The 13,818-nt window shown below is 52.8% G+C and carries 12 protein-coding genes; 7 read left to right on the plus strand and 5 right to left on the minus strand.

The window, feature by feature from the left end:
* Window positions 1–44: 44 nt before the first annotated feature.
* Window positions 45–731, plus strand: a complete 687-nt coding sequence (locus tag WA225_RS10920; RefSeq protein ID WP_422607931.1) for a DUF6933 domain-containing protein — start codon at window positions 45–47, stop codon at window positions 729–731.
* A 117-nt stretch (window positions 732–848) separates the two neighbouring features.
* Window positions 849–2,045, plus strand: coding sequence for a hypothetical protein (locus tag WA225_RS10925; protein ID WP_422607932.1), 1,197 nt, complete (start codon window positions 849–851; stop codon window positions 2,043–2,045).
* A 3-nt stretch (window positions 2,046–2,048) separates the two neighbouring features.
* On the opposite strand, the gene WA225_RS10930 is transcribed toward WA225_RS10925, so the two are convergent.
* From WA225_RS10930 to WA225_RS10940, 3 genes are all read right to left on the minus strand, one after another.
* Entirely contained in the window at window positions 2,049–3,035 is a 987-nt protein-coding gene (locus tag WA225_RS10930) for a hypothetical protein (RefSeq protein WP_422607933.1), read from the minus strand.
* Between the two features lie 162 nt (window positions 3,036–3,197).
* On the minus strand, window positions 3,198–3,932 hold the full coding sequence (locus WA225_RS10935; protein WP_422607934.1) for an HNH endonuclease: 735 nt from the start codon (window positions 3,930–3,932) through the stop codon (window positions 3,198–3,200).
* Between the two features lie 114 nt (window positions 3,933–4,046).
* A complete protein-coding gene (locus WA225_RS10940) occupies window positions 4,047–4,580 on the minus strand; it encodes a Bro-N domain-containing protein (RefSeq protein WP_422607935.1) in 534 nt (177 codons plus the stop codon).
* Between the two features lie 450 nt (window positions 4,581–5,030).
* Between WA225_RS10940 and dgt the strand changes: the two genes are divergently transcribed.
* The 3 genes from dgt (at window position 5,031) to WA225_RS10955 (ending at window position 7,688) form a co-directional block, all read left to right on the plus strand.
* Window positions 5,031–6,434, plus strand: coding sequence for a dGTP triphosphohydrolase (gene dgt / locus WA225_RS10945; RefSeq protein ID WP_422607936.1), 1,404 nt, complete (start codon window positions 5,031–5,033; stop codon window positions 6,432–6,434).
* Window positions 6,415–7,194, plus strand: a complete 780-nt coding sequence (locus tag WA225_RS10950; RefSeq protein WP_422607937.1) for a hypothetical protein — start codon at window positions 6,415–6,417, stop codon at window positions 7,192–7,194. Before dgt ends, WA225_RS10950 begins: the two co-directional genes overlap by 20 nt.
* Window positions 7,195–7,259: 65 nt before the next feature.
* A complete protein-coding gene (locus WA225_RS10955; protein WP_311997296.1) occupies window positions 7,260–7,688 on the plus strand; it encodes a hypothetical protein in 429 nt (142 codons plus the stop codon).
* 98 nt (window positions 7,689–7,786) lie between these two features.
* Here the strand turns inward: WA225_RS10955 and WA225_RS10960 are convergent, their stop codons facing one another.
* Together WA225_RS10960 and WA225_RS10965 are read right to left on the minus strand one after the other, a co-directional pair.
* Window positions 7,787–9,037 (minus strand): ribonucleotide-diphosphate reductase subunit beta, encoded by a 1,251-nt coding sequence (locus tag WA225_RS10960; RefSeq protein ID WP_064119947.1) that lies wholly within the window; start codon window positions 9,035–9,037, stop codon window positions 7,787–7,789.
* 562 nt (window positions 9,038–9,599) lie between these two features.
* Entirely contained in the window at window positions 9,600–9,860 is a 261-nt protein-coding gene (locus WA225_RS10965; protein ID WP_053122884.1) for a DUF2790 domain-containing protein, read from the minus strand.
* Window positions 9,861–10,312: 452 nt separating this feature from the next.
* Between WA225_RS10965 and acs the strand changes: the two genes are divergently transcribed.
* Both acs and WA225_RS10975 read left to right on the plus strand, forming a co-directional pair.
* Complete coding sequence (gene acs, locus WA225_RS10970) at window positions 10,313–12,268, plus strand: acetate--CoA ligase (protein WP_034153332.1); 1,956 nt, start codon at window positions 10,313–10,315, stop codon at window positions 12,266–12,268.
* A gap of 756 nt (window positions 12,269–13,024) precedes the next feature.
* Entirely contained in the window at window positions 13,025–13,798 is a 774-nt protein-coding gene (locus WA225_RS10975; RefSeq protein ID WP_038366516.1) for an ABC transporter substrate-binding protein, read from the plus strand.
* Window positions 13,799–13,818: the final 20 nt, after the last annotated feature.

Raw genomic sequence — 13,818 nt, forward strand, 5'->3', positions numbered from 1 at the left:
TCGGTAACTGAGCGCCGTCCTCCAGCAACTACCAGAGAACCAGGATGTTGATCTTCAATTGCACCGAAGCCGCCAGTAAGTTTTTCAGCCGTGTTCACAAAGGCAAAGTGATCACTCCGGTGGACGCTAAACCCCCGACCGCAGTGATCGAAGATGATCAACCGGGCAGCTCCAACGAGCAGTGGCTCGTGCACGCAATCACCGTCCAACGCAAACACGTGTTGCTCGTAATCCATGTGCAAACCCGCTATTGCATGATCCTCGCCGATGCCAAAAAGGCCGATGCTGAAGGGTTTGTCGCAGGATTTGTCGAACGCTGGCGCGAAGGCTTGCTACGCGACGCGATCAACCATGACTTCATGCAATGGGCTGACGCGGGAATCCTGTCGGATCGTTTTGAAGAAGCCTGCGCAGAACATCGTTTCTATCGTCGCAGCCATCGCGGTGCACAACAGCACATTGAGCAGATCGCCTGGTTTTTTCAGGACTGTGCCGCCGAGTGGGGTTGTTTGCCGCAGGGCGAACGCGCGGCCATCGGGTTCGATGCGCAGATGAACAGTCGACTCAGAAACAGCAAAGGGCGCAAGGATTACTTCAGGCCAGATGAAGAAATGATCGCCCACTGGTTGCGCCAATATTGCGCTGTCGATGAGTCTGGCATTCAGGCTGCGCTGGAGCGACGCAAACAGGCAGAGCGGGAGATCCAGGCGTTTCAGAGTGAGCTGCAATAGCCTGAAAGGCACTGCGGGCCTCGCATCCCTGATTTGTTCTCTCCATAATCCCCCCGAATTTATCCGCGCCGGCCCTCAAGTGCCGGTGCGGCCTTCTCCTCTTTCAAGGATCGATCAATGCTCAAGGGACTGATGCGCCTGGCAACCTGCGCTGCTGTGCTGTTCTCGCTGCTATCCACCGCGCAGGCCGAAGATAACCGGCTGGTATTCACCGGTACGTTGGGCAAAATGCCGATCGTTTTCGAAGTCGACACCAGTGACCCGGAGCAAGTTACCGGTCGCTACTTCTATGAGAAGTTTCACCGCGATCTAGAGCTTAACGGCACCTATAAAAATGACGTTTTGCTGCTCACAGAGGGCAGTGATCGTATGGACCCGGACAAGCCATTACCGACCCTCAAACTGAAACCGATTGAGGCCGGCTGGAAGGGCGAATGGCAAAACGCTAAAGGCAAAAAACTGCCCGTACTGGTTACCGATACGCCACTTCCCGAAGTACCGGCGAATGCATTGCCCTACATCGCCAAGTTGCCCAAGAGCGAGCCCTACGAATATCTGCGGCTTCAAGGACTGAAACTCAAACCCGGGAAAAAGCAGGACTTCATGGGCTACACCCTGCAATGGTGGGAAGAGCCTGACACCAAGATGTCCATGTTCAGCATCGAATCCGGGATGCCACAAGAAGATCTGCAACGGGTTAACCAGCAATTGCTCGGGCGCTTGTGGGACGAGGCCATCAGTTACTACGGTTGCCAGTTGCGAGGTCGCGGTTACGCCGAATTCCTACAGGACGTCACCCCGACATTTATCTCGCCCAGCGTCATCAGCCTGAACATCTCCACCAGCTACGACTGCGGCGGTGCGCACCCGGACTTCGGCGATTCACCACTTAACATCGATGTGAAAACCGGCCATCCGTTGTCGCTCGAAGACGTGCTCTGGGTGGGCGAGGGTCAGCCAATCCTTCACGCTGATCGCTACCGAGGTGGTGACCAGCCATTGACCGAGGCCGAAGACGCAGCGCGCTCAAAGTACCAACGCGAAATCTTCAAGCCGTGGCTAATAAAACAGCTCACCGCACTGTACCCGGATGAAATGAAGAAACCGGCAGGCGGAGATGAAGACAGTTGCGACTTCACCAATGAAGACAACTGGAGCTATTCCAACTGGCACTTCACCGAAAAAGGTTTGTACATCGGAGCGTACTTCGCCCGCATTGAGCGAGCCTGCGATTCGCCCGACTGGTCGATCCTGCCGTACTCGTTGATCAAACAACACCCCGGCGCCGTCAAACTGCAACTGCCCCAAGGCTAACCATCACTCCAACCCCGGCGCTTCACGAATAATGAAGTGATCCAAGTTCTCGATATTGGCATTGAAGACCTCGAAAGGCTTTTCGGGGTTCTTCTTGCCGGGCACCTGCTTCAACTCCGGCGTCACTCCATAGAAGAAACAGAACAACGCCTTTTCGCTATCCACCGCGTGCTTGATCTCTTCCAGAAACGCCTTGCGCTTGCGGTAGTTGTCGATCAGCTTCTTGTTCAGATAAACGCTGACCGGATACGGCTTCTTCTTACTGTCCTCGGGCTTCTTGAACCAGACCTTATCCTCGAAATCGATGCGAAAACTGGCACTGTGGAAGTCCTCGATCTTCTTGATCCGCCCCCAGTAAATCAGCCCCTTGTTGTCCGTCAGATACTCGATCTTCTTGAAGAAAGAACTGTACGGCGCCGTATGCTCACCGACCTTCAACGGCATACGCTTAAGCAACTCCTTGTCCGCGAAGTTGGAAACAAAACACTCCACCGGATGCGCAAACACACTGGTCTTGTCCGGCGCCGACTCACGACCCGCCGACTCTTTACCACCGTCCGCCGCCACCCGCACCCGATCATCCCGCAACACATCCGCCGCCCCCGCTGGCGCGACAGGCTTGCGCACATACTCACGCCGGGTCAGTAACAACTCTGATGGGAAGTATTCCTCACGCCCCTCATCCACCTCGCCATCCGCCGTCTCAACGCCAGAAGCCAAAGCCTTCAAACTCACATACGGACAACCCGCGACGTGCTGCGTAGTGGGCAGATTCTTGAAGTGCGGCGTACGTACGTAATTCACGTTCTTGGCGTTGAAGGTGCCCAACTCGTTGGACGCCTCGAACGCTGAACGACAGGCATCGTTGGGGCACTGGAAGTGTTCCTTCGCGGAATCGAACGCCACCGTCTCATCGAAATTGAGATCGCGAACGTCATAGATCGACAACTTGTCGTCGAGACTGAGGCAGTAGGCGAGATCGAATTTCATGGTGGGGCTCGGATCCTTGAGTGGGGGAGGGGTATTAATAGCGGGAGGCGGCGCGGGTTGCACTGATTGTTTTCAGGATGATTCGGAATCTGTGGGAGTCAGCCTGCTGGCGATTGATGGCATCAACCAGATTTCACGGCCGAGCGAGGGCAAGCCCTCTCGTCACATCGTTTTTCGGTTCGGGTACTCACGCTTCAACCGTTTAACCCTGTCATAGAGCGACTCGGTGAACTCCTTGCTGTCATTCGAGTGATGGCAGCGCCGATGGCAGTTCGGACAAAGAGCTACAGCGTTGCTGATTCGATCAGAACCCTTATTCGCCAAATGCCTCACGTGATGAACTTCAAGGTAAGGAGAGTCATTTTTAGTGAATGGAGCCGGTTCACCGCACCCTTCACATATCCCTTTGGCTTTCTTACGGACCCAGGCTCTAACCTTCGGGTCACGTATAAATGCAGTGCTTTGGGCGGGAGCGCGCTTCGGCTTCACAATCCCCGCAGGTTCGTCTTCAAGAGGCAGTTTCTCTAGCGCCAGAGCTCTCTGCTCTAGTGCTTCTTCATCCGCAGTCGCAACCGTTGGATCCCCAAGCGTCACCCCTTTGGCAATCAACACTGCTCGGATGGCTGGCTCAACGTTAGTCCCAACGTTTCTGGCTGGCTTGTACCCTTTGATGTATTCCCTATGCATTCTCAATAAAACGGCAGAGATGTTCTGCATGCGGAATTCGACTGAGCCTTCAGTGCGGTTGTGCAACGCAGATGCACGCAGCACGCGATTCTCATGTGCCTTGTTGAATTTTTGGCCGATTCGCTCAAGCTCAAACATCTTCAGATAGGCATCAACTGCTGCCTCTATCTCAGCAACAGTCCAGTCAGTGTCTTTTTTCTTGTCGCTCATAATATCGCCGAGGGTTGAAAACCCTCGGACGATACTGAGTGGCCATCACGGCTGTCTAGGAAAATTCCTACAGAGATTTGCGACAGTTCTCGCAAGTGATCTCACAAGCAGCGCCTAACTCATCAGATGCTTCGACGACTGAAATACGTCTGCAGCCTTCCGCCACCAAGACTTCGAGGCAGTCGCTCGCTGCTGTGTTTGACCCTGCAACAGATACGGCATATCTCGTAGCCGAATCCAGCTTTCATCCTGCCAATGCAACAGACTCACAGACATCTCAGGCCATTTCAAAAAACTTAGCATAGGTAGATCTGAATGTTCCGAGGACGCAGCATCGCGTAAGGCTGGAACCACCTGATGGGTCAGCCATTCACGCAACAGACGATTACCTGGGACGTAGTGATACACCAACAGCGCATACACGCCGGACTCACTGAGCATAAGTTGCTTCTCAGGATGCCGGTGATACTCAATCCACAGAAAACGATGTTGATCCTTGTCCAGTTTGCTGACCATCCGATCACTGAGATGGACACCCATCAAGCGACCAATATCGCGTGCGCAAAACCATGGCTGGCCTTCAAGGAGGAGGGCGTGGAGAGAGAGTTTGTGCAGAGTGAAGACAGTCGAATTGTGAGGTTCAGACATGGCAGACCTCCAATGCTGGAAGCATGTAGATCATCTTGAGGTTGAAGCTGATTTCCTTCGTGCCGAAGGAGACATTTCTAGGCATATCCATTTACCTCTGTGTGATGTCAGCTTTCTTAAGGCTGGGTGCCGGGAGCTAAGAAACCCCACACAGAGGGCCGGACATATTCCCCTTTCGGGTCTTGTATTCGCCCACTCCCGGCATAACAGAGTTTTTGATGCGCACGGGGAAACCGTAGGCACAAAAAAGCCGCGACTGTCGGGTGCGGGCAATCCGCTGTGTGAGGTGTTTCTTAGGCACCAGGCAGCGAGCGTATTGGTATGAACGTCAGTTGTCCAGCCAGCGATTCCCGTTGTTGTAACCATACGTGAGAGGGGATTTGCTCTATTAGTCTGCATGAATTCTCCCGTATCATGCGATCTTCTAAAAATCTTTGAAAGGGAACTCAGATGCTCAACTGGACTAAGCTCTTGAATGAGAGTCGTAGAAAGGACAGGTTGAAGGCCGTAGATATATCTGCTACTGCAAATGGTAGATTTGAAATTGAACGGGATTATGATCGGATTTTATTTTCCGCGCCGACAAGAAGGCTGGCGGATAAAACACAAGTTTTTCCTTTAGATAAAAACGACAGTGTTAGAAATAGACTCACGCATTCACATGAAGTCGCCACTTTGGCGAGAAGTATCGGTCTGCGTCTGGTTTATGAAAATGAGGGAATTTTTTGTGAAGCTGGATCTAGTCAGTTTTTACAAAGAAGTATTCCAGCATTACTCGCTGCTATAGGGCTGGTGCATGACATGGGCAATCCGCCCTTTGGTCATCAGGGCGAGTACGCGATCAGAAATTGGTTTGTGAAAAATAAGCCGGACATTTTTGGTGAGAGTGATGAGGGAGCGTCTGATTTTTTAAACTTTGATGGTAATGCGCAGACTGTACGACTTGTTTCAAAATTACAGATTTTAAATGATCAGTTTGGCCTTAATCTGACATATGCCACACTTGCAGCTTTGATAAAGTACCCGGTATCGACTGAGGGGATTGATAAGGAAAAGTGGAAGAAACAAGGTTTCTTTAAGTCTGAAGCAAAAATTGTTGCAGAGGTCTGGGAGGCTACCGGTTTGTCAGAGGGTATTAGGCACCCGTTAACCTATATAATGGAAGCCTGCGACGATATTGCTTATTCCGTTCTTGATGCAGAGGATACTGTGAAGAAGGGGCTTGCATCCTATTATGATCTTCTTAGGTATCTAGAAAAAAATTGTGCTGAAGACCCCGTAGCTCAAGGAGTAGTCGCTGCAGCGAGGAAGCATAGCTCTGAGTTTGAACAAGGCTCGCTTAGTCCTCAAGAATTAAATGATTGCTCGATGCAGATGTTTCGAGTTCATGCTATTACCGCGATGGTCAAAGCGGTTGTTGAACAATTCTCTGTATTGTCAAATGATTTTGTGGGCGGGCAACAAATTTATAAGGGGATTATGAGTGTGTCCCCAGCGGCGAAGTTCTGCAGTGTCCTAAAGGATTTTGACATGGCATACGGCTTCAAACATAAAAGTGTGCTGGAGTTGGAGTTGAGAGGTAATAATTACATTGAAGAAACGATGGATATGCTGTGGGTAGGGATACACGGTAGGTTGAGCAAGGGTTTTAAGTCTGAAACTCCATTTGGGAAATATGTGTATTCAAGGATTTCTGAAAGCTACCGCCGTATATTTTCTGATCCGGGCAACGATTTGTCTGTAGGTTATAAAGAAGCTCAACTTCTTGCGGATGCAATTTCGGGCATGACGGACAGTTATTTAATTACATTGCACTCAGAATTAAAGCCACTCTATGATAGACATTGCAGCTAACAATCAAGCTTTTAAGAAGCGAGTTGTAAGGTTTTTCGACTCGCAAAAAAGAGCTGATGTAATTGATTTTATTGAGCGCCTTTCCGACGTTGGAGAGGTGCTGGTTTTTGGCGGTCTTCTGAGAGATATCGCACTTTTCGGTGCTAAAGATTTTAACTCAGACATCGATTTGGTTATAGATTGCTCCGTTGATTCATTAGCGGTTTTTTTCTCACGCCAAATTGAAGAGTTTCATAGAAACAAATTTGGTGGTTATCGGCTTGAAGTAGGTGGGTGGACAGTCGATGTGTGGCCTATTCGTGAGACTTGGGCCTTCAAGAATAATTACGTCGCATACACTGGTCGAGATAGCTTGCTTCTTACGACTATAACCAATTGGGATGCTGTAGCTTATTCTTTTAAAGAAAAAAAAATAATCTCGTCTCCTTCTTACTTGGAGTGTCTTAGGTTGGGTGAGTTGGATATTGTTCTAGCCGACAATCCTAATGAGGCGGGGGTTTTGATGAGAGTGATTCGAGCTATATGTGATAAGCATGCGAGAATTTTGATGCCCAGGGTTGTTAAGTATTTAAAGCAAGAGTTGCCAAAGTGGAGTGCCGATGAGATTGCCGCGACCCAAGATAAAGTACTGGGAAGGACATATTTGTCTCGGCAGGATTTTTATAATTTTAGAGACGAGATTTTTTCTCTTAAAGAAGATTTGTTTGGCAGTCAAGTGTTGATCAAGGGGCGAAATTTTTCCCTCGCTTTTGATGAATGATGGCTTGACCTTGGGTGAGGTTGTTCCGGTTGGAGGGATTAATTTGAAATTTGGTAGGAGGGGCAATGTATTTAACCGGAAGGGGGCGTAAGCCTTTTTTAGAGTTTTTGAGAAACTTAACGCCACAAGCGCTAATGTTGTCGATATCATTTGTCGCATTTTTGAAGGTTCGTGAGTTCGGTGTGCAGTTCGATAATCCAACATTTGCAAGGATTTTCACTGGTGTCTTTTGCTTCGCAATGTTTGTGGTTGCTGCTTATGCGAATGCCTCATGTTTTTTGGAGGATGCATTTAAAGTCGAGGAAGTAAGAAAGGTAGAGAAGCTGTCGCTGAAGAATCAGTTTAAGAGTGTTATCGAAAAAATCAGTCGGGCGTGGCGTACTAGTCGATTTCTTTTTGTTGAAATCGTGCTTATGACTTTGGTGGTAGAGTTTGGGCTGGTTGCGGTTTTGTATATGTCTGTAGTATCTGCTCTGAAAATGTCTGGAAGTTAGCTGTGGTGGGTCTAAGAAAAGATCTTCTTAGATTGGGTATGTTTCAAAAAAAACCTCGCACATGGCGAGGTTTTTATACTAAAAATCTGAAAGATTAATCAATCCCAGCTCAACGCACCACCAGTTTGGTACTCGATCACACGAGTCTCAAAGAAATTCTTCTCTTTCTTCAAGTCCATAATCTCGCTCATCCAAGGGAACGGGTTAGTCGTCCCTGGATATTCCTCTTTCAAACCAATCTGCGACAAACGACGGTTAGCGATGAACTTCAGATAGTCCTCCATCATCGCCGCATTCATACCCAACACACCGCGAGGCATGGTGTCACGCGCGTATTCAATCTCCAGCTGCGTACCCTGCAGAATCATCTGGGTCGCTTCTTCCTTCATCTCAGCATCCCACAAGTGTGGGTTTTCGATTTTGATCTGGTTGATCACGTCGATGCCGAAGTTCAGGTGCATGGATTCGTCGCGCAGGATGTACTGGAACTGCTCGGCGACGCCGGTCATTTTGTTGCGGCGGCCCATGGAGAGGATTTGGGTGAAGCCGCAGTAGAAGAAGATGCCTTCCAGAACGCAGTAGTAGGCGATCAGGTTGCGCAGCAACTCTTTATCGGTGTCCGGGGTGCCGGTTTCGAACTTCGGATCGGAGATCGAACGGGTGTACTTCAGGCCCCAGGCGGCTTTTTTAGCGACCGATGGGATCTCGTGGTACATGTTGAAGATTTCGCCTTCATCCATGGCCAGCGATTCGATGCAGTACTGGTAGGCGTGGGTGTGGATCGCTTCTTCGAAAGCCTGGCGCAGGATGTACTGGCGGCATTCCGGGTTGGTGATCAGGCGGTAAACGGCCAGGACCAGGTTGTTGGCAACCAGGGAGTCGGCGGTGGAGAAGAAGCCGAGGTTGCGCATGACGATGCGGCGCTCGTCGTCGGTCAGGCCTTCCGGGTCTTTCCAGAGGGCGATGTCGGCGGTCATGTTGACTTCTTGCGGCATCCAGTGGTTTGCGCAACCGTCCAGATATTTCTGCCAGGCCCAGTCGTACTTGAATGGCACGAGTTGGTTGAGGTCGGCGCGGCAGTTGATCATGCGCTTTTCGTCAACGGCGACACGGGCGGAGGCGCCTTCGAGTTCGGCGAGGCCTTCGGCAACGTCGAGGGAGTTCAGTGCAGCCTTGGCGCGGGCCACGGCGGCCGAGTCGTCGGCGGTCACGGCGCGGGCTTCGATCGCGGCGGCACCGCCAGCGTTATCGAGGCGATCCATGTTGGCTTCAGTAGCGTGGCCGGCGTTGGCGCCTTTCACTGCTGCTACTTCACTGTCTTCTTTGTCGAATTCGTCCCAGCTCAGCATGACGTGTCGTCTCCTGCGTGAGGGCCTGTCGCCCGTGTGAAACCTGATTGGTTGGTTTTTCACACGGTCGTACAGACCGCGTTGGATCTTAAGGAATCGTTTTTTGCAGCTATACGCAGGCAATAAAACAGAATTTTTTCCGGGTTTCCGAGAGCCTCTGACGGGCGCAATCAGCGTTGAACACTGCTGCGGGGCTTCAGAATGGCTTTTGATCCCTGTAAGGGAATATTGCTAACCCGATTAGGGCGGCATTATAGGGAAAAAAATGAGGTCGTGGGGGAGGGCGAAAGCGCGCAGGGCGGTCGATCAGGAAGGGGATTTCAGTCGGAGCGAGGGTTTACAGGGCTTTCGCTGGGATTGGCCCCTGAGAATTTTTTTTGATTAATTTTTTCGCCGGGCTTTGGTTGCTCAAGAAATGAGCAAAAAACCGCGTTTTTCACTATATCTTGTGTTTTGCAACCCTTTTGACCGACTCCAGACACAACTGAGCCCGACCGAAGCCGGGCTGGAATCGACCCTCAATGAAGCGCTGAGAGATCCAATTCGGTGCAGTCTGAAATCATCAATTGGTGCAGCCGTTGCCCATCACGCTGTAACGCAGGATGTGGCGCTGGCCGGTGGAGTCGTCGTATTCCATTTTCATTGGCACAACTTCGCAGACATTCGGAACTTCGCTCATCGATACAACATTGGCGATGTCCAGGTGGGTCGAGTAAGTGTATTCCTCGATGGCCGGTTTTTGCTGGGCGACATCAGTCGGGACCTCGTTTGCCATGGCGGTTGCGCACAGACTGCTGAGGGCCAGAACCAATAAAGCTTTCATTTCAAATTTACCTTTTTGAGGTCGAGTGGGGTCACGCAACCTTTTTAGGGTTGCGTGTGGAGCTTCATCGTTTGCGGTTGTTACTTGAGAGCTGGATTAACGGCCTTCGTGGGGGCTGTAACGTTGTTAATCGCGGTTGCCTTGTCGGCGAGGTGAATTCTAGGGAGGTGGAGTGGGGGTAAACAGACCGGGTTTTGATAAACACTTTTCACATATTTGGTAACAATCCCCCCCAAAAACACCTCAATCCCCCTGTAGGAGCTGCCGAAGGCTGCGATCTTTTGACTTTGATTTTTAGAGGCAAGGTCAAAAGATCGCAGCCTTCGGCAGCTCCTGCACGGGCCATCGTGGGTGGGTGAGGGCTTGTTACTACCATCGTCGAATGGTTCTATGGCCCCCGCCCCGTTACAACAGGGTCATACAAAAACAACTATTACACCGAGGTAGGAAAGATGAGTGCGGCTTCTCTGTATCCCGTTCGTCCCGAGGTTCTGGCTAACACGCTGACTGACGAGGCGACCTACAAAGCCATGTACCAGCAGTCGGTCGTCAACCCTGACGGCTTCTGGCGCGAGCAAGCCCAGCGTCTCGACTGGATCAAACCTTTCACCACGGTGAAACAGACGTCGTTCGACGATCACCATGTCGACATCAAGTGGTTTGCCGACGGCACCCTGAACGTTTCCTACAACTGCCTCGACCGCCATCTGGCCGAGCGCGGCGATCAAGTCGCGATCATCTGGGAAGGCGACGATCCTTCCGAGAGCCGCAACATCACCTACCGCGAACTGCACGAACAAGTGTGCAAACTGGCCAACGCCCTGCGTGGTCAGGACGTGCACCGTGGCGACGTGGTGACCATTTATATGCCGATGATTCCCGAAGCCGTGGTCGCCATGCTGGCCTGCACCCGGATCGGCGCGATTCACTCGGTGGTGTTCGGCGGTTTCTCGCCGGAAGCCCTGGCCGGTCGCATCATCGACTGCAAATCGAAAGTGGTGATCACCGCTGACGAGGGTATTCGCGCCGGCAAGAAGATTTCCCTCAAGGCCAACGTCGACGACGCGCTGACCAACCCGGAAACCAGCAGCATCCAGAAAGTCATCGTCTGCAAGCGCACCGGTGGCGACATCAAGTGGAACCAGCATCGCGACATCTGGTACGAAGACCTGATGAAAGTGGCGGGCACCGTCTGCGCGCCGAAAGAGATGGGCGCCGAAGAAGCGCTGTTCATCCTTTATACCTCCGGCTCGACCGGCAAACCGAAGGGCGTGCAACACACCACCGGCGGTTACTTGCTGTATGCGGCGATGACCCACGAGCGCGTATTCGATTACCGTCCGGGCGAAGTCTACTGGTGCACCGCCGACGTCGGCTGGGTCACCGGCCACAGCTACATCGTCTACGGCCCGCTGGCCAATGGCGCAACCACGCTGCTGTTCGAAGGCGTGCCGAACTATCCGGACATTACCCGGGTGGCGAAGATCGTCGACAAGCACAAGGTCAACATTCTCTACACAGCACCGACCGCGATTCGCGCGATGATGGCTTCGGGTCAGGCTGCGGTTGAAGGCGCGGATGGCAGCAGCCTGCGCTTGCTCGGTTCGGTCGGCGAGCCGATCAACCCGGAAGCCTGGGACTGGTACTACAAGAATGTCGGCAAGTCGCGTTGCCCGATCGTTGATACCTGGTGGCAGACCGAAACCGGCGGCAACATGATGAGCCCGTTGCCGGGTGCGCACGCGCTGAAGCCGGGTTCGGCGGCGCGTCCGTTCTTTGGTGTGGTGCCGGCCCTGGTCGACAACCTCGGTAACATTATTGAGGGTGAGGCTGAGGGCAATCTGGTAATTCTCGATTCGTGGCCGGGTCAGGCGCGCACGCTGTATGGCGACCATGATCGTTTCGTCGATACCTACTTCAAGACTTTCCGTGGCATGTACTTCACCGGTGACGGCGCGCGCCGTGATGCCGATGGTTATTACTGGATCACCGGGCGTGTCGATGACGTGCTCAACGTGTCCGGTCACCGTATGGGTACGGCCGAGATCGAGAGCGCGATGGTTGCGCATCCGAAGGTTGCCGAGGCGGCGGTGGTGGGTGTGCCGCATGACATCAAGGGGCAGGGCATTTATGTCTATGTCACGTTGAAGAATGGCGAGGAGCCGACCGAGCAGCTGCGTCTGGAGCTGAAGAACTGGGTGCGCAAGGAGATCGGGCCGATTGCTTCGCCGGACGTGATCCAGTGGGCGCCGGGGCTGCCGAAGACGCGTTCGGGCAAGATCATGCGCCGCATCCTGCGCAAGATTGCCACGGCGGAATATGACGGGTTGGGGGATATCTCGACCCTGGCGGATCCGGGTGTGGTGCAGCATTTGATTGATACGCACAAGACCATGAATGTTGCTTAAGTAGCAGGTCTGAGAACAAGAAAGCCCTGTCCGGTGTATGCCGGGCGGGGCTTTTTTTGTGTCAGGGGGGGGGTGGTGGCTGGGCGGGCCTCTTCGCGAGCAAGCTCGCTCCCACAGTTTGACCGAGTACCTTCAGATCCGATCGTTCCCACGCTCTGCGTGGGAATGCAGCAAGGGACGCTCTGCGTCCCAGAAGCCGACGCAGAGCGTCGAGGGAGGCATTCCCACGCGGAGCGTGGGAACGATCAGCGACTCAACCAATAATTATCGATCTCCCCCGTAAGACATTTCCCACTGTTACCCGCCGCTTTCCACGTAACCGAATGTGTAACCGCCCGCCCCGGAGCGGGGCATTGGGAAACGCATCGCCCCGTTTTAGAGCCTTAAAACCCCCGGTGAAAAATAAGACACAACGCTGCGCTTGCCGGATTAGAAGGGTTTGCGAATAATAGGCCCGCAATTTGCAGCATAGATCGGTTCACTGTCTTTCGCTCTTGCATGAAATTGCAGGGCTGTCAATGTGCCAAAGTCGCTTTCTCTGTGCATCTGTAATTAGTTGTCGCATTGAAGAAATATCGGCTTCGGGCCTGTCGTTAGAATGCCGATCACTCGCTCATCGTGGCTGACGTTGAAATCTCTGACGGTTTCAATGGGAAATTTCCCACCGATGCAGCAACCGATTTCCCGATTCACCCATTCGCATATTGGGCTGTCGCTCACTCTGCCGTTTTTGCCCTTTACCGATGGAGTCCCGAGATGAAGAAACTTGTGCTGCTTGGCGCCCTGGCACTGTCCGTGCTGTCGATGAACGCCTTCGCTGACGAAAAACCTCTGAAGATCGGTATCGAAGCGGCTTACCCTCCGTTCGCTTCGAAAGCACCGGATGGCAGCATCGTCGGTTTCGACTACGACATCGGCAACGCTCTGTGCGAGCAGATGCAGGTCAAGTGTGTGTGGGTCGAGCAAGAGTTCGACGGTCTGATCCCGGCACTGAAAGTGCGCAAGATCGACGCGATCCTGTCGTCCATGTCGATCACTGAAGATCGCAAGAAGTCGGTCGACTTCACCAACAAGTACTACAACACCCCGGCACGTCTGGTCATGAAGGCCGGTACTCAGGTCAGCGAAGGCCTGGCTGAGCTGAAGGGCAAGAACATCGGCGTACAACGCGGTTCGATCCACGAGCGTTTCGCCCGCGAAGTTCTGGCGCCACTGGGTGCCGAGATCAAGCCGTACGGCTCGCAGAACGAAATTTACCTCGACGTGGCCGCCGGTCGTCTCGACGGTACCGTGGCTGACGCCACCCTGCTGCAAGATGGCTTCCTCAACACCGACGCTGGCAAGGGCTTCGCCTTCGCAGGCCCGGCGTTCACCGACGTCAAATACTTCGGCGACGGCGTAGGCATCGCAGTGCGTAAGGGCGACGCCCTGAAAGACAAGATCAACGCGGCCATCGCGGCCATTCGCGAAAACGGCAAATACAAAGCAATCCAGGACAAGTACTTCGCCTTCGATATCTACGGCAAGTAACACGTCTCTGCGACAAGTCC

Origin of the sequence: Pseudomonas sp., from assembly GCF_049300855.1 — a bacterium.
Taxonomy (GTDB): Bacteria; Pseudomonadota; Gammaproteobacteria; order Pseudomonadales; family Pseudomonadaceae; genus Aquipseudomonas.

Excerpts from the sequence above, each read along its gene's own strand:
- WA225_RS10940 (WP_422607935.1), bottom strand. The coding sequence starts at position 4,580 with ATGTCTGAACCTCACAATTCGACTGTCTTCACTCTGCACAAACTCTCT.
- WA225_RS10925 (WP_422607932.1), top strand. The coding sequence starts at position 849 with ATGCTCAAGGGACTGATGCGCCTGGCAACCTGCGCTGCTGTGCTGTTC.
- dgt (WP_422607936.1), top strand. The coding sequence starts at position 5,031 with ATGCTCAACTGGACTAAGCTCTTGAATGAGAGTCGTAGAAAGGACAGG.
- WA225_RS10920 (WP_422607931.1), top strand. The coding sequence starts at position 45 with ATGTTGATCTTCAATTGCACCGAAGCCGCCAGTAAGTTTTTCAGCCGT.
- WA225_RS10955 (WP_311997296.1), top strand. The coding sequence starts at position 7,260 with ATGTATTTAACCGGAAGGGGGCGTAAGCCTTTTTTAGAGTTTTTGAGA.
- WA225_RS10930 (WP_422607933.1), bottom strand. The coding sequence starts at position 3,035 with ATGAAATTCGATCTCGCCTACTGCCTCAGTCTCGACGACAAGTTGTCG.
- WA225_RS10950 (WP_422607937.1), top strand. The coding sequence starts at position 6,415 with ATGATAGACATTGCAGCTAACAATCAAGCTTTTAAGAAGCGAGTTGTA.
- WA225_RS10935 (WP_422607934.1), bottom strand. The coding sequence starts at position 3,932 with ATGAGCGACAAGAAAAAAGACACTGACTGGACTGTTGCTGAGATAGAG.
- WA225_RS10975 (WP_038366516.1), top strand. The coding sequence starts at position 13,025 with ATGAAGAAACTTGTGCTGCTTGGCGCCCTGGCACTGTCCGTGCTGTCG.
- WA225_RS10960 (WP_064119947.1), bottom strand. The coding sequence starts at position 9,037 with ATGCTGAGCTGGGACGAATTCGACAAAGAAGACAGTGAAGTAGCAGCA.
- acs (WP_034153332.1), top strand. The coding sequence starts at position 10,313 with ATGAGTGCGGCTTCTCTGTATCCCGTTCGTCCCGAGGTTCTGGCTAAC.
- WA225_RS10965 (WP_053122884.1), bottom strand. The coding sequence starts at position 9,860 with ATGAAAGCTTTATTGGTTCTGGCCCTCAGCAGTCTGTGCGCAACCGCC.